This window comes from Nostoc sp. UIC 10890 (genome assembly GCF_054786515.1).
The window spans coordinates 4,169,998-4,195,672 of sequence record NZ_JBSGKF010000001.1; the positions used below are offsets into that span (position 1 = coordinate 4,169,998).

General features: G+C 42.9%; 20 protein-coding genes. 11 read left to right on the forward strand and 9 right to left on the reverse strand.

Going from position 1 to position 25,675, the window contains the following annotated elements; translation table 11 throughout:
- Positions 1-2 precede the first annotated feature (2 nt).
- The 3 genes from ACWATR_RS17060 to ACWATR_RS17070 form a co-directional block, all read right to left on the reverse strand.
- The gene (locus ACWATR_RS17060) at positions 3-608 is read right to left on the reverse strand and encodes a sulfite oxidase-like oxidoreductase (protein ID WP_460334707.1); all 606 of its coding nucleotides are present in this window, start codon (positions 606-608) and stop codon (positions 3-5) included.
- 308 nt (positions 609-916) lie between these two features.
- A complete protein-coding gene (gene rpmF, locus ACWATR_RS17065; protein ID WP_012407602.1) occupies positions 917-1,090 on the reverse strand; it encodes a 50S ribosomal protein L32 in 174 nt (57 codons plus the stop codon).
- A 146-nt stretch (positions 1,091-1,236) separates the two neighbouring features.
- Entirely contained in the window at positions 1,237-1,728 is a 492-nt protein-coding gene (locus ACWATR_RS17070; protein ID WP_420758068.1) for a hypothetical protein, read from the reverse strand.
- A 200-nt stretch (positions 1,729-1,928) separates the two neighbouring features.
- On the opposite strand from ACWATR_RS17070, the gene ACWATR_RS17075 reads away from it, so the two are divergent.
- Positions 1,929-3,809, forward strand: a complete 1,881-nt coding sequence (locus ACWATR_RS17075) for a caspase family protein (RefSeq protein ID WP_460334712.1) — start codon at positions 1,929-1,931, stop codon at positions 3,807-3,809.
- A gap of 105 nt (positions 3,810-3,914) precedes the next feature.
- Here the strand turns inward: ACWATR_RS17075 and ACWATR_RS17080 are convergent, their stop codons facing one another.
- On the reverse strand, positions 3,915-4,292 hold the full coding sequence (locus ACWATR_RS17080) for a Mo-dependent nitrogenase C-terminal domain-containing protein (RefSeq protein ID WP_460334715.1): 378 nt from the start codon (positions 4,290-4,292) through the stop codon (positions 3,915-3,917).
- Between the two features lie 516 nt (positions 4,293-4,808).
- Here ACWATR_RS17080 and ACWATR_RS17085 point away from each other — a divergent pair.
- Positions 4,809-6,005 carry an anion transporter gene (locus ACWATR_RS17085; protein ID WP_460334718.1) on the forward strand — a complete coding sequence of 399 codons (1,197 nt, stop codon included), beginning with the start codon at positions 4,809-4,811 and terminating at the stop codon, positions 6,003-6,005.
- Positions 6,006-6,304: 299 nt separating this feature from the next.
- Here the strand turns inward: ACWATR_RS17085 and ACWATR_RS17090 are convergent, their stop codons facing one another.
- The 3 genes from ACWATR_RS17090 to ACWATR_RS17100 form a co-directional block, all read right to left on the reverse strand.
- A complete protein-coding gene (locus tag ACWATR_RS17090; protein ID WP_460334721.1) occupies positions 6,305-8,077 on the reverse strand; it encodes a ribonuclease J in 1,773 nt (590 codons plus the stop codon).
- A gap of 260 nt (positions 8,078-8,337) precedes the next feature.
- A complete protein-coding gene (gene dapA / locus ACWATR_RS17095; RefSeq protein WP_460334724.1) occupies positions 8,338-9,222 on the reverse strand; it encodes a 4-hydroxy-tetrahydrodipicolinate synthase in 885 nt (294 codons plus the stop codon).
- A gap of 134 nt (positions 9,223-9,356) precedes the next feature.
- Positions 9,357-10,394, reverse strand: coding sequence for an aspartate-semialdehyde dehydrogenase (locus tag ACWATR_RS17100; RefSeq protein ID WP_460334727.1), 1,038 nt, complete (start codon positions 10,392-10,394; stop codon positions 9,357-9,359).
- An 891-nt stretch (positions 10,395-11,285) separates the two neighbouring features.
- Between ACWATR_RS17100 and tig the strand changes: the two genes are divergently transcribed.
- The 4 genes from tig to ACWATR_RS17120 all read left to right on the forward strand — a co-directional run bounded on the left by tig (position 11,286) and on the right by ACWATR_RS17120 (position 16,133).
- Positions 11,286-12,725, forward strand: a complete 1,440-nt coding sequence (gene tig, locus ACWATR_RS17105; RefSeq protein WP_460334730.1) for a trigger factor — start codon at positions 11,286-11,288, stop codon at positions 12,723-12,725.
- Positions 12,726-13,058: 333 nt separating this feature from the next.
- Positions 13,059-13,757, forward strand: a complete 699-nt coding sequence (gene clpP, locus ACWATR_RS17110; RefSeq protein ID WP_181927897.1) for an ATP-dependent Clp endopeptidase proteolytic subunit ClpP — start codon at positions 13,059-13,061, stop codon at positions 13,755-13,757.
- Between the two features lie 9 nt (positions 13,758-13,766).
- Positions 13,767-15,107: an ATP-dependent protease ATP-binding subunit ClpX gene (gene clpX, locus ACWATR_RS17115; RefSeq protein ID WP_181927898.1), complete on the forward strand. Its 1,341-nt coding sequence runs from the start codon at positions 13,767-13,769 to the stop codon at positions 15,105-15,107.
- A gap of 105 nt (positions 15,108-15,212) precedes the next feature.
- Complete coding sequence (locus tag ACWATR_RS17120) at positions 15,213-16,133, forward strand: alpha/beta fold hydrolase (protein ID WP_460334734.1); 921 nt, start codon at positions 15,213-15,215, stop codon at positions 16,131-16,133.
- Between the two features lie 14 nt (positions 16,134-16,147).
- On the opposite strand, the gene ACWATR_RS17125 is transcribed toward ACWATR_RS17120, so the two are convergent.
- Positions 16,148-17,347, reverse strand: coding sequence for an FAD-dependent oxidoreductase (locus tag ACWATR_RS17125; RefSeq protein ID WP_460340470.1), 1,200 nt, complete (start codon positions 17,345-17,347; stop codon positions 16,148-16,150).
- A 54-nt stretch (positions 17,348-17,401) separates the two neighbouring features.
- Positions 17,402-18,385, reverse strand: coding sequence for a GntR family transcriptional regulator (locus ACWATR_RS17130; RefSeq protein ID WP_460334737.1), 984 nt, complete (start codon positions 18,383-18,385; stop codon positions 17,402-17,404).
- A gap of 300 nt (positions 18,386-18,685) precedes the next feature.
- Between ACWATR_RS17130 and ACWATR_RS17135 the strand changes: the two genes are divergently transcribed.
- The 5 genes from ACWATR_RS17135 to ACWATR_RS17155 all read left to right on the forward strand — a co-directional run bounded on the left by ACWATR_RS17135 (position 18,686) and on the right by ACWATR_RS17155 (position 25,582).
- Positions 18,686-19,426: a dienelactone hydrolase family protein gene (locus ACWATR_RS17135; protein ID WP_460334740.1), complete on the forward strand. Its 741-nt coding sequence runs from the start codon at positions 18,686-18,688 to the stop codon at positions 19,424-19,426.
- 135 nt (positions 19,427-19,561) lie between these two features.
- Positions 19,562-20,464, forward strand: a complete 903-nt coding sequence (locus ACWATR_RS17140; RefSeq protein WP_069071406.1) for a S1 RNA-binding domain-containing protein — start codon at positions 19,562-19,564, stop codon at positions 20,462-20,464.
- A gap of 551 nt (positions 20,465-21,015) precedes the next feature.
- Complete coding sequence (locus ACWATR_RS17145; protein ID WP_460334743.1) at positions 21,016-22,104, forward strand: fatty acid desaturase family protein; 1,089 nt, start codon at positions 21,016-21,018, stop codon at positions 22,102-22,104.
- Between the two features lie 1,016 nt (positions 22,105-23,120).
- Entirely contained in the window at positions 23,121-23,996 is an 876-nt protein-coding gene (locus ACWATR_RS17150; protein ID WP_460334746.1) for an SDR family oxidoreductase, read from the forward strand.
- A gap of 104 nt (positions 23,997-24,100) precedes the next feature.
- Positions 24,101-25,582 (forward strand): HlyD family efflux transporter periplasmic adaptor subunit, encoded by a 1,482-nt coding sequence (locus tag ACWATR_RS17155; RefSeq protein ID WP_460334749.1) that lies wholly within the window; start codon positions 24,101-24,103, stop codon positions 25,580-25,582.
- The last annotated feature ends 93 nt before the right edge of the window (positions 25,583-25,675 follow it).

The window sequence follows — 25,675 nt, forward strand, 5'->3', positions numbered from 1 at the left end:
TCCTAAAACCCAAAAGCGTTGCTGTAACGCTCCTCCGCCCAAGGTTCACCACGGCGATGGTAGCCATTGCGCTCCCAAAAACCAAGTTCTTCACCAGCTAAAAATTCTAAACCATTAATCCACTTAGCACTTTTCCAAGCGTAGAGGTGGGGAACAACTAGCCGCATCGGGCCACCGTGTTCAGTTGAAAGGTCTTCACCAAAAACTTTAAAGGCAAAGAAGTTTTCTTCGCGGATAAAATCTTCTACAGAGATATTGGTAGTGTAGCCACCATAGCAGTGTTCCATAATGTAGGCTGCCTTGGGGTCTAACTCAACCAGACCCATAAAATCTGTAACTTTAATGCCAGTCCATTTGACATCGAGTTTAGACCAGCGCGTTACACAGTGGAAGTCTGCTGTGAATTCGTGTTGAGGTAGCGCCATAAAGTCTGACCAACTAAAGGTAGCCGATTTTGCTAAACCCCAAACTTTAAACTCCCATTCCTCAGTGCTGACTTGGGGAGTTGCACCGTAAGTTAATACGGGGAAACCTTTAGCTAAGTGTTGACCAGGAGGAACGCGATCGCTTTCTTCCTTCCCTGGTTTCTGAAAAAATTTTCCTAGCATATTTGGAGAAAACTTATTTTTCTCAAGGTATTTACAAGTTTTTTTGTGGAGTTGCCAACAGCACCAGATGTTTTACTTTTTATATGATGACTTGATCATTACTTGTGAATGATAGGTAATGGGTAATGGATGTTCCCAATTACTCACTACCAATTTTTTTGTTCTAATGAGCTTATGTAGAGTGTTTATGATTCATAATTCAATCAGGAAAGCTAAGAAAAAGCATTTATCCAGTAGTGAGAAGTTTCATTGGCAAAGGTCACCAATCAAATCTATCGGTGCTGTTCATGCTTTTCCTGACTGGGAAATTATGATTCTTCTTCCTCTTCTTCAGCAGTTGGATATACAAATGTCGAACGTCCAGTCAAAATCGACTTGCCCAAAGATAGGGCTTTTTGAGCTTCGACGACAGCTTTATGTCTCCAGGTAGCTCGACGTTTATCTCGTTTTGATTTGGAAGTTTTCTTCTTAGGAACAGCCATGTCAGCAGATATCGCGATTCTTGACAACCTTCTTATTCTAGGCCATCCACTGACGCCAAAGACAACAGTTGAGTCAGGAATAAGTTAAGAAGTTCCAAATCAAGGAACCTTGGCTTGGAACTTCTCTCTGTATCTAGCCCAATCCGTCATTTTGGGGTTGACACACTACTAGCTGCTGGAACTGGATTAGAGGTATTTTCAAAGAAAAGTAGCGATCGCGCAGTTTTAAAGTAAGTTGCCCAATTTTGAGCGTCAGGACGCGATCGCCATTGGGGACGACTAACTTCTAATGTCAAGACTGGTGCGATCGCTCCATAATTTTGTACGGACACAATAATGGAAACATCTGTCACCAAGATATCTTGGTCGAAGCTCCTTTGAGCCGCTGCCCTCGCAGCCGCTTCCGCCCTCCGCAGAATGGTTTCATAGTTTTCTTCCGGCAAACGGTCAATAGCTAGATCAACTCTAGCGGTGTAAGCTCGCACAACCTGGGGTGCGATCGCTTCCGTCAAAAACCACGCAGGAACAGTAGATATGAGCAAAACTACTAAAGGAACTATCCGGATTCTTCTGGCAATTTGGCTAATAACTGAAAAGGGAGTGATCGATGATGGTAGGTGAGCAAGATTTCTGCTCATGACCTTCTATCTCCTTAGTGATGATCTTTTATTGAAATTAGGTAAAAGGTATTTTCCGGTTGAGTAACGTAATAAAAATTACATTCTAACTTAAGATTCGATCAGAATCACCTAGACTATAAGACACAGGTTAGCTTTGTTATTTTGGCAAAGCCAACCGCAATTTTAAGACCAGCAAACGATAACTGACAAAGAGCGGGATGGCAAATTACTGGGCGATCGCAATTGGCATCAATCAATATCAGTTATTTCAACCTTTAAGTTGTGCCCAAGCTGATGCTGAGGCACTAGATGATTTTTTGGTGACAGAAGCAGGTTTTCTCCCCGAACACTGTCTAGTCATGACAGATACCTCGCCACCGATTGGGGATAGATCAACTTATCCAACCAAGGAGAATATTCTGCTGCTGCTTGAGGATTTTGCAGCGACAAGTTGGCAACCAGAAGACTATCTGTGGTTATTTTTTAGCGGTTATGGAGTCAACTACAAGGGCAAAGATTACTTAATGCCAGTGGAAGGCAACCCGGAACTCGTGGAAGAGACTGGCATAGAATTGCGATCGCTAATGCAAAGTCTGCAACTTGCTGACCTAAATGTATTGCTATTACTCGATATCAACCGCGCTTTTGGCACTCAAGCGGATGCTCCCGTTGGTGAAGAAACCATAGAATTAGCCCAAGAATTACAACTGGCGACAATTCTTTCTTGCCAACCAGAGCAATTTTCCCATGAGAGTAGCGAATTAGGTCACGGATTCTTTACAGCAGCTTTGTTAGAAGCTTTGCGTTCTGGTAATGGCAGCAACTTGGCAGATTTAGAAAGCTACCTAAGCTTGCTCATGCCAAAACTATGTCATCACCATTGGCGTCCTGTCCAAAATCCTGCCACGATCATCCCATCAAGGCAGCAAGTAATTTTGCCACAATTGGCAATGGAAAGTCACTTGCAACCAGAACCGGTGATTTATCCTGAAGAATCTTTTGCGATCGCTCGTGCGGCTCCTCCCCTCGATGATTACCCTAAAACTTCAGCAGAACGGGGCAGATGGGGAGAAGCTACTGTGAATTCATCCCAACAGGTGAAGGCTCAGAAGGTTGAGAAGTCCAAGGGTCAACAAGTCCAAGGGTCATCTAGCAGCTTAGTTTCCCAGCCAATGCCGGAAACTTCTTTAGGAGCGAATCCGAGAGGAAGATTTATTCCCAATTCCTCTAAAGGTTACGTATCTCGATTGCCATCGAATCAGCCAAGCATCCCTTTTTGGAAACAGTTTATCTTGTGGGGCGGAGGCAGCTTGCTAGTAGCAGGTTTAATTGCTGTAGTTTTTCTCCGTAATCAAGAAACTTTTAGGATTAAGCAAATATCAAGCACATCACCCAATGTTACTGCTAGTAACTCTCAGGTTATCGAGAATTTACCAAGTGATAGCACTCCACCGGTTAGACTCAGTAACCAATCTAGTGCCCAAATAGCCTCTAGTTCCCAGTCGAAAAAGCGGAATCAAGCAGTATTAGACTTGGCGAAAATGTCGCTCCGACAAACTCAGGCTAGTGATTTGAGCATGGCGATCGCTACAGCCCGGAAAATTAAACCCGGTGAACCACTGTACGAACAAGCTCAGGAGAATATTAAGATTTGGAGCCAGATGATTTTAGATTTAGCAGAGGGTCGTGCTAAACAAAGACAGTATGGAAGCGCTATTGCAGCTGCTCGATTAATCACCAAATACGAAGCCCCCTACGCCAAAGCACAAGCAGCAATAAACCTGTGGCGGTTAGAGGGCAAGCAGTATGTCAGTAACAAAACTCTTTTAGATGCAGCTAATGCCTTGATTAAATCTGGACAGGCATCTACTTACAATCGGGCGATCGAAGTTGCCAAAAAAGTACCAGCAGGTCAACCGGGCTTTGATGCCGCCCAAAAATCGATCAATAGCTGGAGTGAGAAAATTTTAGACATGGCCAAGCGTCGCGCTGCCCAAGGAGAACTTAAGGCTGCAATTGAGACTGCTACCTTAGTGCCAGAAGAGACAGCTGCTTATGAAGATGCTCAGGATGCCATCCAAAAATGGCAAAAGAAATAGTAAAAAAATAGTAAAAAAATGGTTAGGAGCTAGGAATTAGGAGTTATATTATTGATCCCCGACCTATTACTCCTAACTACTCACTCTTGACTCAACACTCAACATTCAACAGTACTGCGATACATCTTCGCCGCATTCATCGGCTAGATAACACAGCGCTCGGAAACGTAAACCAACCACTTCTTCATATAAGGGATTGAGCTTGCACATGGGCGGAATGTGAAACAGGGTTTTCCCAAATACTTTGACATCGCGCTCAAAAGGGCACTGAGATGGAATCAGTTTGCACAAACGGTGAGCTAGTTGGCGATCGCGGACTTGAATATTTTCTACACGCTGCCGTAAGGGTTGGAGAATATCCCAGTAAAGCTTGGAAATAGAACGGTTTAGCTGGGTTACTTTATGGTCACTAGTCTCTGCTTGATTGATTGATACCCAGCTAGCCAGAAAAATCTTTTTTGTGGTATTGTCGAATACCTTCATGGTTAACCCTCTGTATTATTGAGGCTATTCACCTTTTTGATGAATATATACAACGTGGCAACGAACTTTCCCGGAAAAATCGCGTTCTGACTGCGATATAATGTAATACCTGATTAGCCACTTAAGTCAGAACCTAATTTATTACTACGTCAAGTTAATCGCAATTTTCTGGGGATCGGTAGTGTAATATTACGATCTTGTTCATAACTTGACACAGTTTAAATTTTAATAAAGACATCCATCATTGGATAGGTTTTAGTGTAACATTTACAATCCTTAATATAAGCTATTTATAAAAGAATTTTTTATAAGTATAAACATCAGTAATATCCTAGAAGGCATTTTTCCCCTCCGTGTTCCCACTTTCTCACGTAAGTACATACTGTTTATTGCTGGCTGAATAGAGAGAAGTCTGTAAATACGACTGCGGCTGAAAGCCAGGTGGGTTGGTTTTCTCAGTAGATGCAGAGCGGATATTTATGAAACATCGTTCGTCGCAAAGTTTCGGTAAAGAAAGTGATTTTTCTCCAATTTGCAATCTACAGCGTCTTAGGGCTAACTTACCTGGGGTTAGCATTGGGCTACATCCCTGGTTTACGCATGAACCGCGCCACCATTGCTTTGGTTGGTTCTGCCTTTTTAATTGCTTTAGGTGTTCTGAATTTACAGGAGGCGTGGCAAGCTATTGATGCCAATACCATCGTGTTTCTGTTGAGCATGATGGTAGTTAACGCCAACTTATCTTATGCTGGGTTTTTTCGGCGATCGCTATCAGTGATATTGAGTATCACTCGTAGTCCTCTGGGTTTGTTGATGGCTTTAACTTTTGGTAGTGGTATTCTCTCCGCCTTTTTTCTCAATGACACTCTGGCGCTAGTTTTTACACCATTAACCTTGAGTTTGACTCAAGCTTTGGGTTTAAATCCGATACCTTATTTACTAGCGATCGCAGGTGCAACTAATATAGGCTCGGTAGCAACTTTGAGCGGTAATCCCCAAAATATCCTGATTGGCTCCTTTTCAGGCATCTCCTATCTAGAATTTCTGCGTGTATTGGCCCCAGTTGCCCTAGCAGGCTTGGTAATTCAGGTGATATTACTGTGGCTACTTTACCCAGATGTCCGCTCAGTCAAACCTTGCCAACTATTACCTGTTGACAACCAACGGATTTATAAACCCTTATTTAATAAAACATTAGTCATTACAATTGGGCTGCTAATTGCATTTACTGTCGGCTTACCCTTAGCGCAGTCTGCTTTAGTTGCTGCTAGCTTGTTGCTAATTACTCGGCGCGTTAAACCCCAGCGCATTTTGCAAAAGGTGGATTGGAACCTGCTGGTAATGTTTTCTGGATTATTTATCCTGACACGAGTCACACAAAAGTTGAATTTGCTCGAGCCATTGACTCATACAGTAAACTCTGCTGCGAGTTTACTGGGTGTAACTGTGGTTTTATCTAACTTGATTTCTAATGTTCCGGCTGTACTCTTATTACAACCGCTGATTTCTCAAGGTGATACTAAGTCTTGGCTGTTGCTAGCAGCAGGCTCAACATTGGCAGGGAATTTAACTTTGTTTGGTGCAGTCGCCAACCTGATTACTGTAGAAGCTGCTGCGGATTTAGGTTACAAGCTAACTTTTTGGGAACATCTCCGCTTTGGAGTGCCGTTAACAGTATGTACTCTCCTTCTAGTATATCTCTGGGTTCATTGAATTGGTTTGAGCGCTGCTGGAATCACTTCAGGCTTAGCGGCTGTTGGGGCTATTGTTGGCGGTGGTGGCAGCAGGTGTAGCTATCACAGTTGCAGCACCAGCAATTGGTTATGGTGTTTATTGTTTCTGGAAATGGATATCAGAATAATAAATCATAAGTCCCGGAAAAGTTGCTTATACGCAACGACTCCAGTTTATAAAAGCAAATGATTTTTCTTGAAATCTCACGATAAAGCGCAAAGACGTTAGAAAAACTCTACGTCTCTGCGCCTCTGCGTGAGATTTTTACCGTAAATTCTCTAGGATGCTACCTGAGCAGCAGTCCGAGTCCGCCGTCTTCTACCATCGGCAACTTTTACAGGTGGCTCATCAGGGATTTGCATCAACAAAGTCACAGATGGCTGACATTGCAATTCCCGACGGATGGAACGTTGCAATTCTCGTTCTAAAGTACCTTGCAATCCACCCCAGTCTATATCTGCTGCTTCACCTTCGCTAGGAGCAAATTCTGTCCAGCGCACAGTGAGGATTTCTTCAATGCGTTGTTTTACCCAGGTTTGTAGGAGCGATCGCTCTACACTTGTAACTACACCCCGGAGGTGAGTTTCTGGTTTCGCCAACAGTTTACCATTCCAATCAATGGCAGCTGCGATCGTAATAATGCCTTCTGAAGCCATACGTTGCCGTTCTTGTAAAACTTTGGCACTTACCATACCCGAACTAGTAGTATCCACTAATTCAATACCAGATGGCACTTTACCAGCGACGCGAATAGCATCTTCAGTCAGTTCGACAATATCACCATTCTGAATAATGATCATGTTTTCTGCGGGAATGCCCATACTCTGAGCGGTTTCGGCGTGCTTCACTAGCATCCGGTGTTCGCCGTGAAATGGCACAAAGAATTTGGGTCGAGTTAAGGCAATCATCAGCTTTTGTTCTTCTTGACAGCCGTGACCGGAGACGTGAATCCCTTTATCCCGTCCATAGACCACTTTCGCACCTTGAATCATCAACTTATCGATGGTGTTGACTACAGCAATTGTATTTCCGGGAATTGGGTTAGCAGAGAATACTACTGTATCTCCTTGGCGAATTTTAATGTGAGGATGTTCTTTATTGGCAATTCTGGTCATGGCTGCCATCAATTCCCCTTGAGAACCTGTAGTTAAAACCAGTACTCTTTCATCGGGTAGATTGCGGACGGCGTGCAATGGTTGCAGCAGATTATCTTCACACTTGATGTAACCTAAATTGCGGGCATGAGCAATCAAGTTCAGCATCGAACGCCCCACAACTGTCACTACACGGTTCTGCTTCTTGGCAATATCCAAAATCATGTTGATGCGATGCACACTAGAAGCAAAGGTAGTGACAAATAATCGCCCAGGTGCTTGACTAAATACTCTCTCCAGATTGGGATAAACTGAACGTTCAGAGGGTGTAAATCCTGGCACTTCCGCGTTAGTGGAATCACTCAGTAAACAAAGAACGCCTTTTTCCCCATGTTCTGCTAGGCGTTGCAAGTCAAACTTTTCACCATCTACTGGGGTATGGTCAATTTTAAAATCCCCTGTGTGAATTACTACACCCAGGGGAGTATGAATGGCAACAGTGAAACTATCTGCAATAGAGTGGGTGTTACGGATGTATTCCACCAAAAAGTTTTTGCCAATCCGCACTACATCACGTGGTAGAACTGTTCTGATTTCTGTGCGATCGCGGACTCCTGCTTCTTCCAGTTTACCCTCTAGCATTGCCATTGCTAATCTCGGGCCATAAATCACTGGAATATCAAATTGCTTGAGATGAAAAGCAATCCCGCCAATATGGTCTTCATGACCATGAGTAACAATCATCCCTTTAATTTTGTGGCGATTTTCTCGCAGATAGGTCGTATCTGGCAGAACAATATTTACTCCATGCATCGCCTCTGTGGGAAAAGCCAATCCTGCATCTAACAGGATGATTTCATCGTCATACTCAAAAAGACAGGTATTTTTCCCAATTTCATGCAAACCGCCCAAAGGAATAATTTTCAAGGCGGAATTATTAGCTTCGTTTTTAGCCATTTTCTCCTTAGATTGTTACTTGTGGTTAATTAAGTTGATAGTTAACGAACTTGTATTTAAGACAACATAATCTGCCTCTTAAGTCAGTCTGAAAGCAATCAAGTTTTCAATTGAAATCTTCAATTTTTTATTCAATAAAATCAACTGTAAGCTCAAGGATTCATAGTATATCTATCAGTCCTAGCACAGATTTTTAAATTGCAACTTATCAACAATTATGATCATTGTTTATATGTATCTTGCGCTTAACTCGCTGGTGGCTAGATTAAACCAAGTTCTTTCAAAACCGCTTCTAACTTTTGACTGACTTCTAAATCAGCTTCACATAGCGGCGGACGAGTTGAACCAACCTTCCAACCTTGAAGTTTCAGTGCTTTTTTCACTGGAATGGGATTTGAAGTTAAAAATAGAGCTTTAAACAACGGGAAGAGTTGGAGATGAATGTCGCTTGCTACTTCAATTTTCCCGGCACTAAAAGCTTGGATCATCTGCTGTAGTTGGTTTCCTACCAGATGAGAAGCCACACTTACCACACCCTTTGCCCCAATCGCTAACAAGGGCAAAGTCATGTAATCATCACCAGAATAGATGTGGAATTCTTTTGGTGTCAAACGACGAATTTCGCTTGCCTGATCTATATTACCAGTGGATTCTTTAATCCCGACAATATTGCTAACCTCAGCTAATCGGGCAACTGTTTCTGGCTGAAGGTTTTGTCCGGTACGACCAGGGACATTATATAACAACAATGGTAGGTCGGGACAGGCTTGTGCTATCGCCTTAAAGTGCGCTTCCAATCCCGCCTGTGGCGGTTTGTTGTAATAAGGAACAACTTGTAAGGAACCATGTACTCCTATCTTAGACGCTTTTTGGGTGGCTGCGATCGCTTCTTTGGTGGAATTTGATCCACAACCTGCGATGACCTTGGCTTTTCCTGCCACGGACTGTAATACCTCGACAAACAACTGGTATTCTTCATCCCAACTTAGTGTTGGGGATTCTCCTGTTGTGCCGCACATTACCAATGTATCTGTACCGTTGTTAGCTAGATGCGCTGCCAGTTCTGCCGCTACATCATAATTGACACTACCATCTGGTTTAAATGGCGTAATCATAGCGGTTAAAACATTGCCAAAATCTCCCACCCTTTTTTCACTCCTGATTACCCATGTTTTTATATCTTGGTGGTTCTATATTGTAATAACCTATCTGCAAATTGCTTTCAAGTGTCATTTTGCCTTTGTCATTTGTCTTTTGTCACTTTACCAATGACCAATGACTAATGACTAATAGCTAATGGTTTGAGTAGATTTTTCTCTACTAACAACTCGGCGATTTGTACTGCGTTCAATGCTGCGCCTTTGCGGATTTGGTCGCCACATAACCATAATTCCAAGCCACAGGGATGAGAAATATCCTGACGAATTCTTCCCACTAAAACTTCATCTCGACCTGTTGCTTCAATTGGCATCGGAAAATGATTAGTTTCCCAATCTTCGACCAATTTCACTCCAGGGGAGGAATTTAAAATTTGTCTGGCTTCCTCTGCACTAAAGGGAGTCTCAAATTCTAAATTAATGGCTTCTGAATGGGCGCGGAGTACGGGAACCCGTATACATGTCGCAGTGATTCTGATTTGCTGCGTGCCAAATATTTTTCGGGTTTCGTTAACCATTTTCATTTCTTCCTCACAATAACCCAAATCGTTTAATGGTGAGTTGTGGGGGAATAAATTAAATGCCAATGGGTAAGGCAATATTTCAGCAATCGGTGGCTGTCCTTGTAGTATAGCGCTTGTTTGGGTTTTGACTTCTGCCATTGCCCTAGCACCTGCACCACTAGCCGATTGGTAGGTTGCGGCGACGATGCGTTGCACTGGTTTAACTTGATGCAATGGCCAGACTGCCACAGCCATTAAAATTGTTGTGCAGTTGGGGTTAGCAATAATGCCTTGGTGATGCGCTGCGGCTTGGGGATTCACCTCTGGCACTACTAAGGGAACTTCTGGGTTCATCCGAAAGGCGCTGGAGTTGTCAATTACCACTGCGCCCTTTTCGACGGCAACTGCTGCCCAAGTTTTGGATGTAGAACCACCTGCACTAGCCAGTACTATATCGACATTTTCAAAGGCGCGATCGCTCACTGGCTCTACTTGTATATTTTCACCTTTAAACTGTAGCGATCGCCCCACACTCCGCTCTGATGCCAATAACTTTAGGTTGGCAAGAGGAAAATTACGACTTTCTAACAATTCCAGCAACTCTGTGCCAACTGCACCAGTTGCTCCCAAAATAGCTAAACGATAGGATTTCGACAAACTTGCTTCCTCCTTTAAAAGAAAGATTTATGTGCAATTTCTTGGAACAATTGACAATTTTCTTATATATAAATAGCGATCGCAGTCTTGAAATACATTTTGAATAGATTTAGATTTTTTTCTAATTTAGTCGATCTTTATATATTTAATACATTTATTTCTTGGTTTTTTAATAAGTTAAGTGATGTTGCATTCTACGACAACGGACTTCCAATTTTCTCATCAACCTTTAACTATAATACTATTATACAACAAACCACCATTTAGCAGAAAAATGGAGATATCTGCACTTAGACGTTTAATAGGCATCCCAGCTTTAAGGCAATAAACGTTTTGGCTGCAAATCTGCTTACCAACATGATGAATATACTATGATCGAATTGCATAAAACTAGCACAGCACAAAAGCGAGCTATGCGGTTTGGTAACAGATGCACTCTCATACCACAACTTAAATAATAGCTAGATTCAATACTATAACTTGAACTTGGAGGTACTAACCACTCGTTGAGAACCAGGATATCACGGCATTAGCCCACTGAATAATTAATTCCTAAGTTTTAGGGTTAGTAGGGAGTGAAGAAGGGAATAGGTTACAGGGTAAAGGGTATAGGTTACAGATTTATTCCCTATCACCTATCACCTCTCACCTTCCCCCTAATCCCAATGCCCCATTCACAAAATTGTTATGAAGGTAAAATGTCAAGTCCTTGGTCATTGGCAGTAAACTGGATATTTGCCCCAGGATAAACATCCATCCTTGGATGTCATCAGACCTTTTGGCAAACTCCCATTGCCCCTAAGAGACATCAAGCTATAAAACGCAAACAATTATTTTATTGCGTCTTGTGTGTACTCGGAGTATAAAATACCAGAAAACTAGAGACGAAGCATGAAAGTCACCCAGGAAAAACTTCCCGCCAGCCAAATTGGCCTGGAAATAGAGATTACGCCGGAAATTACCAAGCAAACTTACGAACAGGTCATCAAAAACTTAGCGAGTACTGCCAATATTCCTGGGTTTCGTAAAGGCAAGGTACCTCGGCCGATATTGCTACAACGGCTGGGTACAACTCGTATCAAGGCAGCAGCGCTGGAAGAACTAATTCAAGACGGTATTGAGCAAGCAGTTAAACAAGAAGCTATCCCGGCAATCGGTCAGCCGCAATTGCGCTCCTCTTTTGAGGATTTGATTAATAATTATGAACCTGGAAAACCCCTGACGATTTCGGCGGCGGTCGATGTAGAACCAGAAGTAAATCTCGTGCAGTACACTGATTTACTCTTCCAAGCTGAAGAAGTCAAGTACGATCCAGAACAAGTGGAGAACACGCTGGATAAGGAACGTCAAGAATTGGCGACATTGATTCCTGTGGAAGGACGTGCAGCCCAAATCGGTGATATTGCTGTAGTCGATTTTAAAGGTTCATTCGCCAAAACCGAGGGTGAGGACGAAACAGCTGAACTAGAACCAATTCCCGGAGCCGAAGCAACTGATTTTCAAGTTGAATTGCAAGAAGATAAATTTATTCCAGGCTTTATTTCGGGAATAGTAGGGATGAATCCTGAAGAAACCAAAGAAATTGCGGCGCAGTTCCCAGATCCGTATGCTAACGAAGATTTAGCTGGAAAAGCGGCAACTTTCACAGTCACGCTCAAAGAACTGAAGGAAAAAGAGCTACCAGAAATAAATGACGATTTCGCCCAAGAAATCAGCGATTTTGAAACCTTAGAGGAGTTACGTGCTTCTTTGGTAGAGCGATATCAAAAAGAGGCAGATGACAAAACAAAAACAAATAAGCAGGAAGCCTTGTTAACGGAACTGCTTAAGCATGTAGAAGTTGACTTACCACTAACCTTGGTTGAGCAAGAAGTAGATGCAATGCTAACGCAAACAGCAATCCGGCTGTCTCAGCAAGGGTTGGATGTAAGAAAGTTGTTTACTCAAGATATTATTCCGCAATTGCGGGAGCGATCGCGCACTGAAGCAATTGAACGCATCAAGCGTTCCTTGTCTTTGCGGGAAGTCGGTAAACGCGAATCTATTGAGGTAACACCAGAAGAAATCGCAGCTAGAGTCACAGAACTTTTGGAACAGTACCCAGAGGAGCAAGACGTTGATGAAGATAAACTGCGCTCAATTGTGGAAAACGAGCTGCTAAACGAAAAAATCATCGATTGGCTTTTAGAACATTCCTCAGTTGAACTTGTACCCGAAGGTTCTTTGAGTCCCGCAGAGGAAACAGAAGACGCAGAATCTGATGCTGATGGTGATGCACCTCAGACTGAAGAAGAAAACAGCGAAACTTCTACAGAAGTCACAGAAGGATAATAAAAAATCCCACCGCCATGAGTTCACCAGTTCTGAGTTAAAGTACTGGTGAAATCGGTAAGGTAAGGGATATGAGGGAAGTAGGGCAAGAAATAACCAATGCCCCATGCCCTATGCTCCATGACTCAGGGATAAAGTCAGAATAATTAAAGAATTAATGAATTTTCGGCAAATAGTGACACCTGTTATCGCCTGGGCTTGATACTGTGTTAAACGAGAGGAAATTATATGAGGCATAATGGTTAACACGTAGCTTATAGAAATCCCATTCGTCGAAAAGGCAGCATTTGCTGCTGAAACATCTGTCCTCAATTATCGTCAAAGAAAGCTTGTATGCTTGAATCGCAGTCAGGAAATTCCCCCATCAGCAACTTAAGTCGAATAAACATTAACTCCCAGTTGAGCAGCCCTAGCAACATCGTACCGATGGTGATAGAACAATCTGGCATGGGAGAAAGGGCTTTCGACATCTACTCCCGTCTGCTGCGAGAGCGGATTATCTTTTTGGGAACACCAATAGACGATGCCGTAGCCAACTCAATTGTGGCTCAGTTGTTATTCCTAGATGCCGAAGACTCAGAAAAAGACATCCAACTGTATGTTAATTCTCCTGGCGGCTCGGTCTACGCAGGGATGGCAATCTATGATACAATACAGCAAATTCGCCCTGATGTTGTTACCATCTGTTTTGGATTAGCCGCGAGCATGGGGGCATTTTTGTTGACAGCAGGGGCTGCCGGTAAGCGAATGTCTCTGCCCGACTCCCGGATTATGATTCACCAACCACTTGGTGGCGCTCAAGGTCAAGCCATTGACATTGAAATTCAAGCCAGAGAAATTCTTTACGTTAAGGCTAAGTTGAATCAGTTAATGGCTCACCATACTGGTCAACCCTTAGAAAGAATTGAAGCAGATACTGAGCGCGACTTTTTTATGTCGGCAGAAGAGGCGAAAAACTACGGTTTGATTGATCAGGTCATTTCCAGGCAAAATCTTCCCACAGCAGGGGAAAACGTCACCATTCTGAAATAAGAGGCTGGTATGTCTAAGTACGACTCCCATTTGAAATGTTCATTTTGTGGCAAGTCTCAAGAGCAGGTGCGTAAATTAATCGCGGGGCCGGGAGTCTACATCTGCGATGAATGCGTTGACTTGTGTAATGAAATACTAGACGAGGAATTACTCGATACCAATGGTGCGGCCGCACAACCAGCACCAAGAGCAGAGCCACCTCAAAAACGGCGCACCCACTCTGCTAGTATTTCGTTTAATCAAATACCCAAGCCAAGAGAGATTAAAAAGTATCTAGACGAGCACGTTATTGGTCAAGACGAAGCGAAGAAAGTGCTGTCAGTAGCTGTTTACAATCACTACAAGCGGCTGGCGGTCATTCAGTCTAAAGCCAGTGGCAAAGCTGGGGCAGATGACGCAATAGAATTGCAAAAATCCAACATCTTGTTAATTGGCCCGACCGGTTGCGGCAAAACTCTCTTAGCACAAACCCTAGCGAAAATCTTGGATGTACCCTTTGCCGTCGCCGATGCGACAACGCTGACGGAAGCAGGGTATGTGGGAGAAGATGTGGAAAATATCTTGCTGCGACTGTTGCAGGTGGCAGATTTGGATATAGAGGAAGCGCAACGAGGAATTATTTACATTGATGAAATTGACAAAGTTGCTCGTAAGAGCGAGAACACGTCAATTACCCGCGATGTTTCTGGCGAAGGCGTGCAGCAAGCTTTGCTTAAAATGTTAGAGGGAACGATCGCCAATGTACCACCCCAAGGAGGGCGCAAACATCCGTATCAAGATTGCATCCAGATTGATACAAGTAATATTTTGTTCGTCTGTGGTGGTGCCTTCGTGGGCTTAGAAAAAATTGTAGATCAGAGAGTTGGCAAAAAAGCAATCGGTTTTGTGCAACCAGGAGAAGGCCAATCGAAGGAGAAACGAGCAGCAGATACTCTTCGCCATCTAGAACCGGATGATTTAGTAAAATTTGGCATGATTCCAGAATTTATTGGGCGTGTGCCAATGGTAGCAGTAGTAGATCCGCTAGATGAAGAAGCGCTGATGGCGATTCTTACTCAACCACGTAGCGCCCTAGTTAAGCAGTACCAAAAACTGCTGAAGATGGATAATGTCCAGTTAGATTTTAAAGCAGATGCTTTACGAGCGATCGCTCAAGAAGCTTACCGCCGTAAAACTGGTGCGAGAGCATTACGTGGTATTGTCGAAGAATTGATGTTGGATGTAATGTATGAGTTACCATCCCGTAAGGATGTGACACGCTGTACAGTTACCAGGGAAATGGTCGAGAAGCGATCGACTGCCGAACTAATAATACATCCATCTTCATTACCGAAGCCAGAATCTGCTTAATAGTCATTGGTCATTAGTCATTGGTCATTGGTTATTTGTCAAAAACTAAGGACTAATAACCATATACCAAGGACAAATGACAACTGACAAAGGACAAAGTAACTAATGCCTTATATTAATATTCGTGGCGTTGAGCATTACTACGAATGGGTGAAAAAACCATCTGGTTCTTTAGTAAAACCAGTGATGGTTTTCATCCACGGTTGGGCTGGTTCAGCTAGGTATTGGCAAAATACTGCTAATGCTTTATCGGAGCAATTTGATTGTTTACTCTACGATTTGCGGGGATTTGGTCGTTCTCGCGGAAAGCCAACCATAGCCCAAGCAAGTGAAGCTATTGCCGAATCTGAGTCCCCCCAGGAAGAATCACAGGCAATCAAAGAGCTAACTTATGAATTAGAGGAATACGCTGATGATTTGGCAGCTTTGTTAGATGGGTTGCATCTTCAGCGTGTCTACATCCATGCTCATTCAATGGGTGCTTCTGTTGCAACTTTATTTTTTAACCGCTACCCTCAACGAGTAGAGCGAGGAATTTTAACTTGTAGTGGCATTTTTGAGTACGACGAAAAATCCTTTAGTGCCTTTCATAAATTTGGTGGCTATGTGGTGAAATTCCGTCCCAAGTGGTTAAGCAAAATCCCATTTGTTGACCGGATGTTTATGGCCAGATTTCTGTATAGTTCAATACCACATTCTGAGCGTCAAGCTTTTTTGCAAGATTTTCTCGAAGCAGATTACGATGCAGCGATAGGAACAATTTTTACTTCAGTCAGTAAAGCTCAAGCTGAAGTGATGCCGCAAGAGTTTGCCAAGCTGACAGTGCCGACTCTGCTTGTAGCCGGAGAGTATGACAAGATTATTCCAGCCGAGATGGGGCGGAAAGCCGCTGCACTAAGTGAGAAAGTGGAATTTGTGATGATTCCCAACACAGCCCATTTCCCAATGTTGGAAGATGCGCCAACTTACTTACGACTGGTACAAGAGTTTTTGCAAATTAATGCCCGACAAGCACAGGTGGGATAAATAATAGTGGTTTTTTAGACAGTTAAGTGTACCTGTGTAATACCTTGACGCATTTCATATTGTCGCTTTGACCAAGACTTTTGAATTGTTTTACGGAGCAAGGGAGCAAGTTGAATTAACAGCGATCGCAGCAGTGCATTTTTTCGCAGTAGTTCACCTTGTTTAGCTTCTTCTAACTGGAGTTGCTGGGCGCGGATAATTTCTGGCTCACGTTCCATTTGGATTTGCGATAGTGCGATGTCAATATCCTGGTGTCCACTTTCTTTGTGGAACAGCGGCACAAGATGATTAGCAGCGACAATTACATCACGCAATGCGAGATTAATTCCTTGAGCGCGGACAGGAGACATTGGGTGTGCAGCGTCACCTAGAAGCAGTACCCCTGGTGCGTGCCATTTGGGACAATAACCAACTACAACAGAAAGCCGAATGGGGGATTCGATGGTGTCTGCATGATTACGGAAATGCTCTGCTAGCCATGAGGGTGATAAGGAGGCAAAAATCTCTGCCCAGTTGGCTTGTTTGGAGTCAGTGTTTTCAGTTGCGGACATCACCCAAGCCAGATGTAGTTTTCCTGATTCTGCTCCGTGAAAGATGGTGAATACGCGATCGCTATTTACAATAGTACGAAACACATTATCGGCTGCAAACTCAGGGCTGGCGGCAAGTTTAAACCAGAGAATATCAATATTTTTAGGCTGACGTACCAACTCCAATCCTATACGTTGTCGCACAAGAGAATTTCTACCATCTGCCCCAACCACTAAGTCAGCAGCAAATTCTCTTCCATCCGTAAGTAATACACCTGCTACACGTTGCTTAATCCACAGTAAATCCTTTATAGGAACACCCTGAATGAATTCAAACCCATCATTGGTTTGAGCTTCCGAAATCAGTGCTTTGAGCAGTGGTGGTTGTGAAACTAGTGTACAGGGTCGGGTTGCCCCCATTGGTTCATCAACTCGAAACAACTGCTTGTCCTCTATAATGAATTCCCACGCGTCGAGTTGTCGATGGGGAATATGCTCTAACAATGCTGATAGACCCATTTGCTCTAGTGCATCTAAGCCACTGGGCATTAATCCTTCACCGCGAAATACACGATGAAAATCTTTTGCTGCTTCAATTAACGTTACAGCAATACCACGTTTTGCAAGGAGCAGTGCAAGGGTTGCACCTGTTGGGCCTGCGCCCACAATTACAATTTGCACTATCCCATCCCTCCTATATCAATTGCTCTCAAAGATGTTGGTCGAATTATCTTGAGATTAACTCAAACCTAGTTCTCGTTTTAGCAAGTTAATTGAGTTAGCGCCGATATAATTTTCAACCTTAATCAGCTTTGGTGGACGAATAATATCTTCATCAGATGCTTGCACGGCTGCTTGCACTGCCGCAAAACTGGCTTGATCACTTATGATTACCTCAGCCCGTTTTACCATAGCCTGAAGTTTATAGGCATCTTTTGGTTGCGAAGTCATCACCAGTAGTTCATCCCCCCGCAAACCGTGGAGGATTACTTCTGCTGCTCGTGCAATGCCGGAACTGAGGCTGACTATGCCTACACAGTTTTCTTTTGGTAGGGTTTTCAATAGGCTGAGTTCCTTGCTGTAGTCGTAGATATCCAAAGGAATTACCCGTGCAGCTTTTGGAGCTGCGATCGCTTCCACATTACTGATAAAATACCGACTTGTGACGACTGTCGCAGAGGTAGTTTTATCTAACACAGCTGTTAATTCTTCCATTGCGACCAACTGGACTGGGATTTTTAGCGATCGCTCTAATTCATATACCATCAACTCACCAGCACCCATGTCATAAGATGGAACTGCAACCAATACCCGCGCACTACAACGCAAGCGCCAGTCAATTTCCGCTAAAAATAGCTCCCTGGCCTGATTCAGTGAACATCCTTGAGAGAGCAGATCATCAAGTGCTTGCTGGACAACTTGATATGCATCAGGATTCTGTTTGAGAATTGGTGATTGCAGCCTGCTACCGCCCTCATGACCTTGGGCCCGAACATAAATTCCCGAACCAGCCATACTTTCAACAAATCCGTCTTCCTCCAGTTGACGGTAAACTTTGCTAATAGTGTTGCGGTGTAACCCCGTTTGCATTGCCAACGCTCGTGTGCTTGGTAATTTGTAAGCAGGCGGATATTGCCGGGAAGCGATCGCAAACCGGATTTGATTAAACAGCTGGGTTGATGCCGGAATTTCGCTGTCTGGCTGAATACGGAATTGAATCATCACCAAACCTCCTGAATACTAAGTGCTGATGAGTGCTGTTAGCGGGGCGTTTGCCCGTGCTGAGGTTTGAGTATTAAGTGTTGCTTGTCTACTCAGCACTTTTCACTCAGCACTATTTTGGTGTCCAGATGCATTTGCTACATATCGAATATTTTATTTACATATAAAGTTTTTCTGGTAGAAATTTCTAATGCGTTCACTATTGGTAATTGATAATTTAATTGGGAATAACCTAGGCATACTGGCATAGTTATATCAAATAAACACACAGCTAATTACACAGCACTGGTAAAAATTATTATGACAGAGCAAGCAACAATTACCACAACGGTTAATCTTTTGCAAGATAATATTCAAGTGTCTGCTTATCTGGCGGAACCAAAAGAATCTGGATCTTACCCAGGAGTGGTTGTATTACAAGAGATTTTTGGTGTCAACGTTCACATTCGGGAAGTTACAGAACGGATTGCCAAACTTGGGTATGTAGCGATCGCACCTGCGCTTTTTCAAAGGATTGCTCCTGGCTTTGAAACCGGATACACACCCGAAGACATTGAAACTGGCAGAAGCTACGCCATGCAGACTCAAGCATCAGAGTTATTGAGCGATATTCAATTAGCAATTGACTACCTCAAAAATCTGCCCCAAGTGAAAAAAGATGGCTTTGGCTGTATTGGCTTCTGTTTTGGTGGTCATGTCGCATATCTTGCAGCCACTTTGCCAAATATTAAAGCTACAGCTTCCTTCTACGGTGCTGGAATTACCACCCGTACACCAGGAGGCGGCGCTCCTACTGTCACCCGTACCAGAGAAATTCCAGGTACTCTATATAGCTTCTTTGGTAAAGAAGATGCTAGCATCCCAGCGGAACAAGTAGACGAGATTGAGGCAGAGTTAGAAAAATATAAAATTCCTCATCGCGTGTTTCGCTACGATGGAGCTGATCACGGATTTTTCTGTGACCATCGTGCCAGTTATAATCCTAAAGCTGCGGCCGATGCTTGGGAGCAAGTAAAACAACTCTTTAGTCAACTAAACTGAAGCATACGCAGGCAAGTTTGTCATTAGTCATTAGTCATTAGTGAATAACAAAGGACAACTGACGAATGACAAGTGACAAATGACAATCTAAACTCCAGTGGCACCATATCAAATAACAATTAATCTTCAAAAGTCATGAATTCCGAATCGAAACTTTCTCAAACAGCCAATTCGTCATTTACAATGGACGATTTTGCCAAAGCACTAGAAAAACACGACTACCAATTTCAAAAGGGACAGATTGTACATGGCAAAGTGTTCCAACTTGACCATGATGGTGCATACGTTGATATTGGTGGCAAGTCGTCAGCTTTTCTGCCGCGCGATGAGGCTTCTTTGAGAGCAGTTACCGATTTATCGGAGGTGCTGCCATTGCAAGAGGAAATGCAGTTTTTGATTATCCGAGATCAGGATGCAGAAGGTCAAGTCACCCTTTCTCGAAAGCAGTTGGAAATTCAGCACATCTGGGAACGACTGGCCGAAATGCAGGAAAATGCTCAGACTGTGCAAGTACGGGTTATGGGTGTGAATAAAGGTGGTGTCACCGTTGATATTCTCTCCTTGCGGGGATTTATTCCGCGATCGCACCTCGCCGAACGTGATAATTTAGAAGCACTCAAAGGTCAAAATCTGACTGTGGGTTTTTTGGAAATTAATAAAAACACCAACAAACTCATTCTTTCTCAGCGTTTAGCAACTCGTTCTAGCAACTTCAGTTTATTAGAACTAGGTCAACTGGTAGAAGGCAAAGTTACCGGCATCAAACCTTTTGGTGTATTTGTCGATTTAAGTGGCATGAGTGCCTTGCTTCATATTAAGCAGGTAAGCCAAAAATTCATTGAATCTCTTGAAAAAGTATTTCAAGTTGGTCAGCCAATTAAAGCTGTAATTATTGACTTGGATGAAGGTAAAGGGCGGGTTGCTCTTTCTACCAGAGTTTTGGAAAACTTCCCTGGCGAAGTCTTAGAAAATATGGATGAAGTGATGGCTTCAGCTGAGGCGCGTGCCAATAGAGCTAATAATAAAGCATCTGAATAGTTTGAAGATGGGCTGCTTACACAAAGCATACATAGTCCGTAAGCGTAGCCCATCGTAGACATCACACCTGCGACAAGTGGAATTAATCGGTGAATAGCGCCCACAAATTGATTAATAACCAATATTTCATGACTACCCCTGCATCTACAAAGATGTAGGGGGATTGCAAATTAGGAAAACTTTTCACAGACTTTCGTCTAGCCTCTAGCATACATTGTACACAAAAGTTCTAAAAGCCTAGCTTGATGAGACTTCCCTCGTTCCCCTACTCTGCATGGTAACAAGAGAACAAAGGAAAATCGGGCTTTTTTCAACTTGTGTATTTACCAGCAGAAAATGCTTGTAAAACAATAATCTCAGCCAGTTTAAGATGACTTTAGCTATGAGCCGCAGAATTTATTATGAGGCAAAATTCTGCAATATGTCTCTTGTAAAAATATTTTGTGATATGGTGATAAGCTGGCCTACTGCGAATTGAATCGTCCGAGTTTAAAACACTAGGATTTTCCGCAAAACTGTGCTTGCTTAAATTCTTTACGTGACAATGATTTATGACTATTAGTACCGAGCAGAAACTAATTCATCAGAAAATATATGCCAAAGAATTACGTTCCCTAATTCCACCTGAAGCATTTATCCCCGATCCAAGTAAATTAGTTATCTTGTTCATTAATCTGGCTATTTTGATTCTAGGTTGGATGATAGCGGCTCGGCTAGATTGTTGGTCGCCATATCTTTTATGGCTTTATCTACCTCTAACCATCGTTATGGGCAACAGCGTGGTTGTCTTACTATTTAGCACTCACGATCTGATGCATGGTAGCGTGATTAAAAACGCCCGATTATCTTATATTATTAGCTTTTTAGGGCTAACAATGTTGTGGATGCCACCAACGTTGTGGAAGGCAGTTCATAATAGAGTACATCATAATCACACTAATGATTTGGGCGACCCTGATCGCAATTACTTATATGAACAGCCTGCAACCTGGGGAAAATGGATTCAAGACTTATTTGTGCCTTCTACTGAAGTCAATCCGATATGGTTCACAGTGGGAATGACTTCTGCTTGGGGAGTACATACTTTTCGCAATCTGACATCTGTGCTATTTTTCAATCATGAATCCGTCGATTATGTTCCTGCTGCATTTACAGTCAGTCCTAAAGATCGTCGGGCGATCGCAGGTGAATTATTAATGATGATAATGATTCATCTGAGTATCCTCATTTATCTCCAATTTGAACCCATAAAGCTCATACTTGGTTACTTTTTACCGATTGCAATTGGTTATGCTGGAGTAATGTTTTATATTTATACAAATCATTTACTTTGTAGAATGACCAGCGTTAACGATCCACTGATTAATAGTATGTCTCTCCGGGTTTATAAAATATTTGACCTGTTGCATTTAAATTTTTCTCACCATACTGAACATCATATTTTTCCAGGAATGAACTCTGATTACTATTGTCTGGTTAGGGATCTGTTAGAAACTCACTATCCTGAACGCTTTAATTTATTGGATGCTGGGGAGGCTTGGTACTTGCTGCTACAAACTCCTCGACATTATAAAGATGAAGATACTCTTACAGATTGGTCAGGAGAAAAGTCTATTCCCTGCCCTACAAACGACAATTAAAAAGCTGACTTTTCACGGTATCTGGAAAACCTCTCTTCTATTTCTCTCTTCTTTTAAGGCTACGGTGTACACACAAGTCCTAAAAACCTAGCTTGATAAGCATTTCCTGTTCCCAGTCGGAGATTGGGAATGCATTCATTGAGTCTCTGACTCAATATCTGACTAGAGCAGCAGCCCCTAATCAGGCATTCCTATTGCTCTGCATAGGAACGAGATAAACGAGAGAAAAATGGGAAATTGATCTTTTTTCGACTTGTGTGTACACCGTAGCCAATGCATCGGGGAGGGTTAGGGTGGGTCGAACCCTGGTTAATCAGCTATTTTAGACTTGTGTGTACACCGTAGCCTAAAAGGAGAGAGACTTTGAATTTTCCTCCTTCTTGAAGCGGGAAGGGGGTTAGGTTTTTCGTGGGCTTTTCCACATAATGCTCTAAATCCTTCTTCAAAGATTCCAACTCAGCCCAATACTGCTTAGGTTTTGCCTAAAAAATAACTCCAATGTAGGTTGGATTGAGGAACGCAACCCGACATTTTCAGGGCTTTGTTGGGTTTTACTCCGTTCAACCCAACCTACAAATCTTCTTAACGTAATATAGTTTGATTTATTTTTGCTTCACAAGTCTCGACGCGAGAAAAGAGAGAGACAACCATCTTTCTCTCTCCAGCCCACAAATTCCAAACGGAAACGCATAAGGAAAGGTAAAGGGAGGTGTCCCTCATGTGCTGAAGTTTTATTATGTACTGAAGTTTTAAAAGCTACATCTTCGTAACCAATCCACCTTCCTTTCACTCTCCATCCATCCCCTGCATCGACAAAGATATAGGGGATAATTTTTAGAGTATTAAGATAAATAAGGTATGACTTATTGGCTAATAGAGACCTAACCCCCAGCCCCTTCCCTACTAGGGAAGGGGAGTAAGATTCAAAGCCTCTCTCCTAAAAGGAGAGAGGTTTGGAGAGAGGTCAGACTCTATTGCATACATAAACCCTGTAACTATTCAATTTAGGTATTTATATGTTTCTGGTAACTGGAGCAACGGGAGGAATTGGTCGCAGAGTTGTGCGACTCCTACGGCAACGAGAACAGTCTGTGCGGGCATTTGTCCGCCTTAACTCGCGCTACAGCGAGTTAGAACACCGGGGTGCAGAAATTTTCATTGGTGATTTGCTACACGAAAAAGATATCCAGAAAGCAAGTCGGAGTATGCGGTATATTATCAGCGCCCACGGTTCTGATAGCAATGCCCTATCCTTAGATTACCGCGCCAATATTGAACTTATCGACCAGGCAAAAGCCAATGGCGTCGAGCATTTTGTTTTCATTTCCGTACTGGGAGCCGATCGCGGTTATGAAGACGCTCCCGTTTTCAAAGCCAAACGAGCAGTAGAGCGATATTTGGCAGCTAGTGGCTTGAATTACACTATTTTACGCCCAGCTGGATTAGCATCTAACTTGCTGCCACTAGTAGAACGATTTCGGGAAACGGGATTGTATCTGCTGGTTGGCGATCGCAAAAACCGTACCTCAATTGTCAGTACCGATGATTTAGCAAGGATAGTAGTGGATTCTGTGACGGTTGAAGGCGCTCGCAAACAGATTTTACCCGTTGGAGGCCCGGAGATTTTATTGCGAGAAGATATTCCCCGAATTTTTGGTCGGATCTTTGCCAAAGAGCCAGTAATAATTAATTCACCACTATTTGTAATTGATGGATTACAAGGTGCATTGGGTTTATTTAATCCTCAAATCCAAAAAGCTTTGGGAACTTATCGCACATTGCTAGCAAATGAATTTTTCTGTACAAAAGATGAAATTGCCAATTTAGAAGCGATTTATAACTTTAAATTGGAGACACTAGAAAATTTTTTGCGGCGCTATTTAGCAGTTTGAATAGTCATTAGTCATTGGTCAATAGTCATTAGTGAATAACAAATAACAAATGACAAATGACAAATGACAAATGACAAATAACGAATGACAAAGGACAAAAATATATGGTAAATGCTGCACAAGCACGTCAGACAAAAGAGCGATTCGCGCAACCAGAGGAACAACTCACTTATGAATTAGGTAAAGCGGTACAGGAATTGCCACCCCTGTACACTAGATTATTAGCGGGAACGATGAGCGCTATTGTATTTGGAGCGATCGCCTGGGCGTACTTCTCGCAAATAGATGAAGTAGCAACAGCACCAGGGGAATTAATTGCTTCTACACAGGTAAGACCCGTGACATCTTTGGGTGGAGGGTCAATTGTCGCTGTTAAAGTACAAGAAGGCGATCGCGTTACTAAAGGTCAAATTCTGATTCAAAAAGATCCTGACTTGCAGAAAACCGATGTTTCCCGCCTAGCCAACTCTACCAGATTGATTCAAGACGATTTGCAACGTTTGGATGCAGAACGTATTGGAGGCAAAACTGCTGGGACGAAACTACAAGATGAACTTTTAACCTCCCGTTTGCAAGACTACCAAGCGCGTCAAGCAGGGGCGGAAGCAGAAGCAAATCGCCAAATAGCACTTATTGATCAAGCCAAAGTCCGGTTGACTAGATTGCAAGACAACTTAGTTAATGCCAAAACCAGCGTTGCAAATGCTAAAACCAACCTTGCCAACGCAGATAGCATCCGCATTAAAATTGAAAGTAATTTGGCTCTCGCCGAAGAAAGGGAAAAAAGCTTACGCACCCTAATTACTCCTGGCGCTGTACCTCGTGTCGATTATTTGGATGCCCAAGAAAGATTAACTCGTGCAAAGACAGAAATCACTAGATCACAAGATGAAGTGATTAACGCCCAAAATAGAATCACAGAGGCTCAAGATAAAGTCACATCATTAGAAAAAGATATTGCTGCCCAAGCCCAAGAAATTCGCCAAGCAGAACAAGCTTACAACGCTGCACGCAGTCAGGCCCAGCGTGTAGCATCAGAACGCCAAAGTGAAATTTTGACTCAGTTCAACAAGCGTAAAGAAGAACTGACAACTGTTCAAGGTCAATTAGAACAGGCGAGAAAACAGCAAGCATTAGAAACCATTGAGGCTCCAGTTGCGGGTACGATTTATAGAGTCAAAGCCACCAAAGGGCCAGTACAAGTGGGTGAAGAATTGGTGTCAATTTTGCCGGAAGGAGAAGAAATGCTCCTAGAGGTGAAAGTTCTCAACCGCGATATTGGGTTTATTCGTCAAGGAATGAAGGCAAAAGTGAAAATGGCAACTTTCCCCTTCCAGGAATTTGGTATTGTGGAGGGCGAAGTCATGCAAGTCAGTCCGAATGCAATTGTTGATAAAGAATTAGGCTTAGTTTTTCCTACAAGAATTAAGTTAGGTAAACACACCGTAAACGTGCGGGGTCAGGAAGTAGCATTTACACCAGGAATGGCCGCTACAGGTGAAATTGTCACTCGTAAAAAGTCAATTTTGACATTCATCACTGAGCCTGTGACCCGACGGTTTAACGAGGCCTTTTCAGTTAGGTAGGTTTGTAGCCTCTCTTATTTTTATTCCAGTTTAAAAGCGATTCACAAAAAGCGATGCCTGGGTTGGCTACACCTACGCATCCCACAACCCACA

Excerpts from the sequence above, each read along its gene's own strand:
- ACWATR_RS17155 (WP_460334749.1), top strand. The coding sequence starts at position 24,101 with ATGGTAAATGCTGCACAAGCACGTCAGACAAAAGAGCGATTCGCGCAA.
- ACWATR_RS17080 (WP_460334715.1), bottom strand. The coding sequence starts at position 4,292 with ATGAAGGTATTCGACAATACCACAAAAAAGATTTTTCTGGCTAGCTGG.
- ACWATR_RS17140 (WP_069071406.1), top strand. The coding sequence starts at position 19,562 with ATGAATTCCGAATCGAAACTTTCTCAAACAGCCAATTCGTCATTTACA.
- tig (WP_460334730.1), top strand. The coding sequence starts at position 11,286 with ATGAAAGTCACCCAGGAAAAACTTCCCGCCAGCCAAATTGGCCTGGAA.
- clpP (WP_181927897.1), top strand. The coding sequence starts at position 13,059 with ATGCTTGAATCGCAGTCAGGAAATTCCCCCATCAGCAACTTAAGTCGA.
- ACWATR_RS17135 (WP_460334740.1), top strand. The coding sequence starts at position 18,686 with ATGACAGAGCAAGCAACAATTACCACAACGGTTAATCTTTTGCAAGAT.
- ACWATR_RS17120 (WP_460334734.1), top strand. The coding sequence starts at position 15,213 with ATGCCTTATATTAATATTCGTGGCGTTGAGCATTACTACGAATGGGTG.
- clpX (WP_181927898.1), top strand. The coding sequence starts at position 13,767 with ATGTCTAAGTACGACTCCCATTTGAAATGTTCATTTTGTGGCAAGTCT.
- ACWATR_RS17145 (WP_460334743.1), top strand. The coding sequence starts at position 21,016 with ATGACTATTAGTACCGAGCAGAAACTAATTCATCAGAAAATATATGCC.
- rpmF (WP_012407602.1), bottom strand. The coding sequence starts at position 1,090 with ATGGCTGTTCCTAAGAAGAAAACTTCCAAATCAAAACGAGATAAACGT.
- ACWATR_RS17130 (WP_460334737.1), bottom strand. The coding sequence starts at position 18,385 with ATGATTCAATTCCGTATTCAGCCAGACAGCGAAATTCCGGCATCAACC.
- ACWATR_RS17090 (WP_460334721.1), bottom strand. The coding sequence starts at position 8,077 with ATGGCTAAAAACGAAGCTAATAATTCCGCCTTGAAAATTATTCCTTTG.
- ACWATR_RS17060 (WP_460334707.1), bottom strand. The coding sequence starts at position 608 with ATGCTAGGAAAATTTTTTCAGAAACCAGGGAAGGAAGAAAGCGATCGC.
- ACWATR_RS17070 (WP_420758068.1), bottom strand. The coding sequence starts at position 1,728 with ATGAGCAGAAATCTTGCTCACCTACCATCATCGATCACTCCCTTTTCA.
- ACWATR_RS17075 (WP_460334712.1), top strand. The coding sequence starts at position 1,929 with ATGGCAAATTACTGGGCGATCGCAATTGGCATCAATCAATATCAGTTA.
- ACWATR_RS17150 (WP_460334746.1), top strand. The coding sequence starts at position 23,121 with ATGTTTCTGGTAACTGGAGCAACGGGAGGAATTGGTCGCAGAGTTGTG.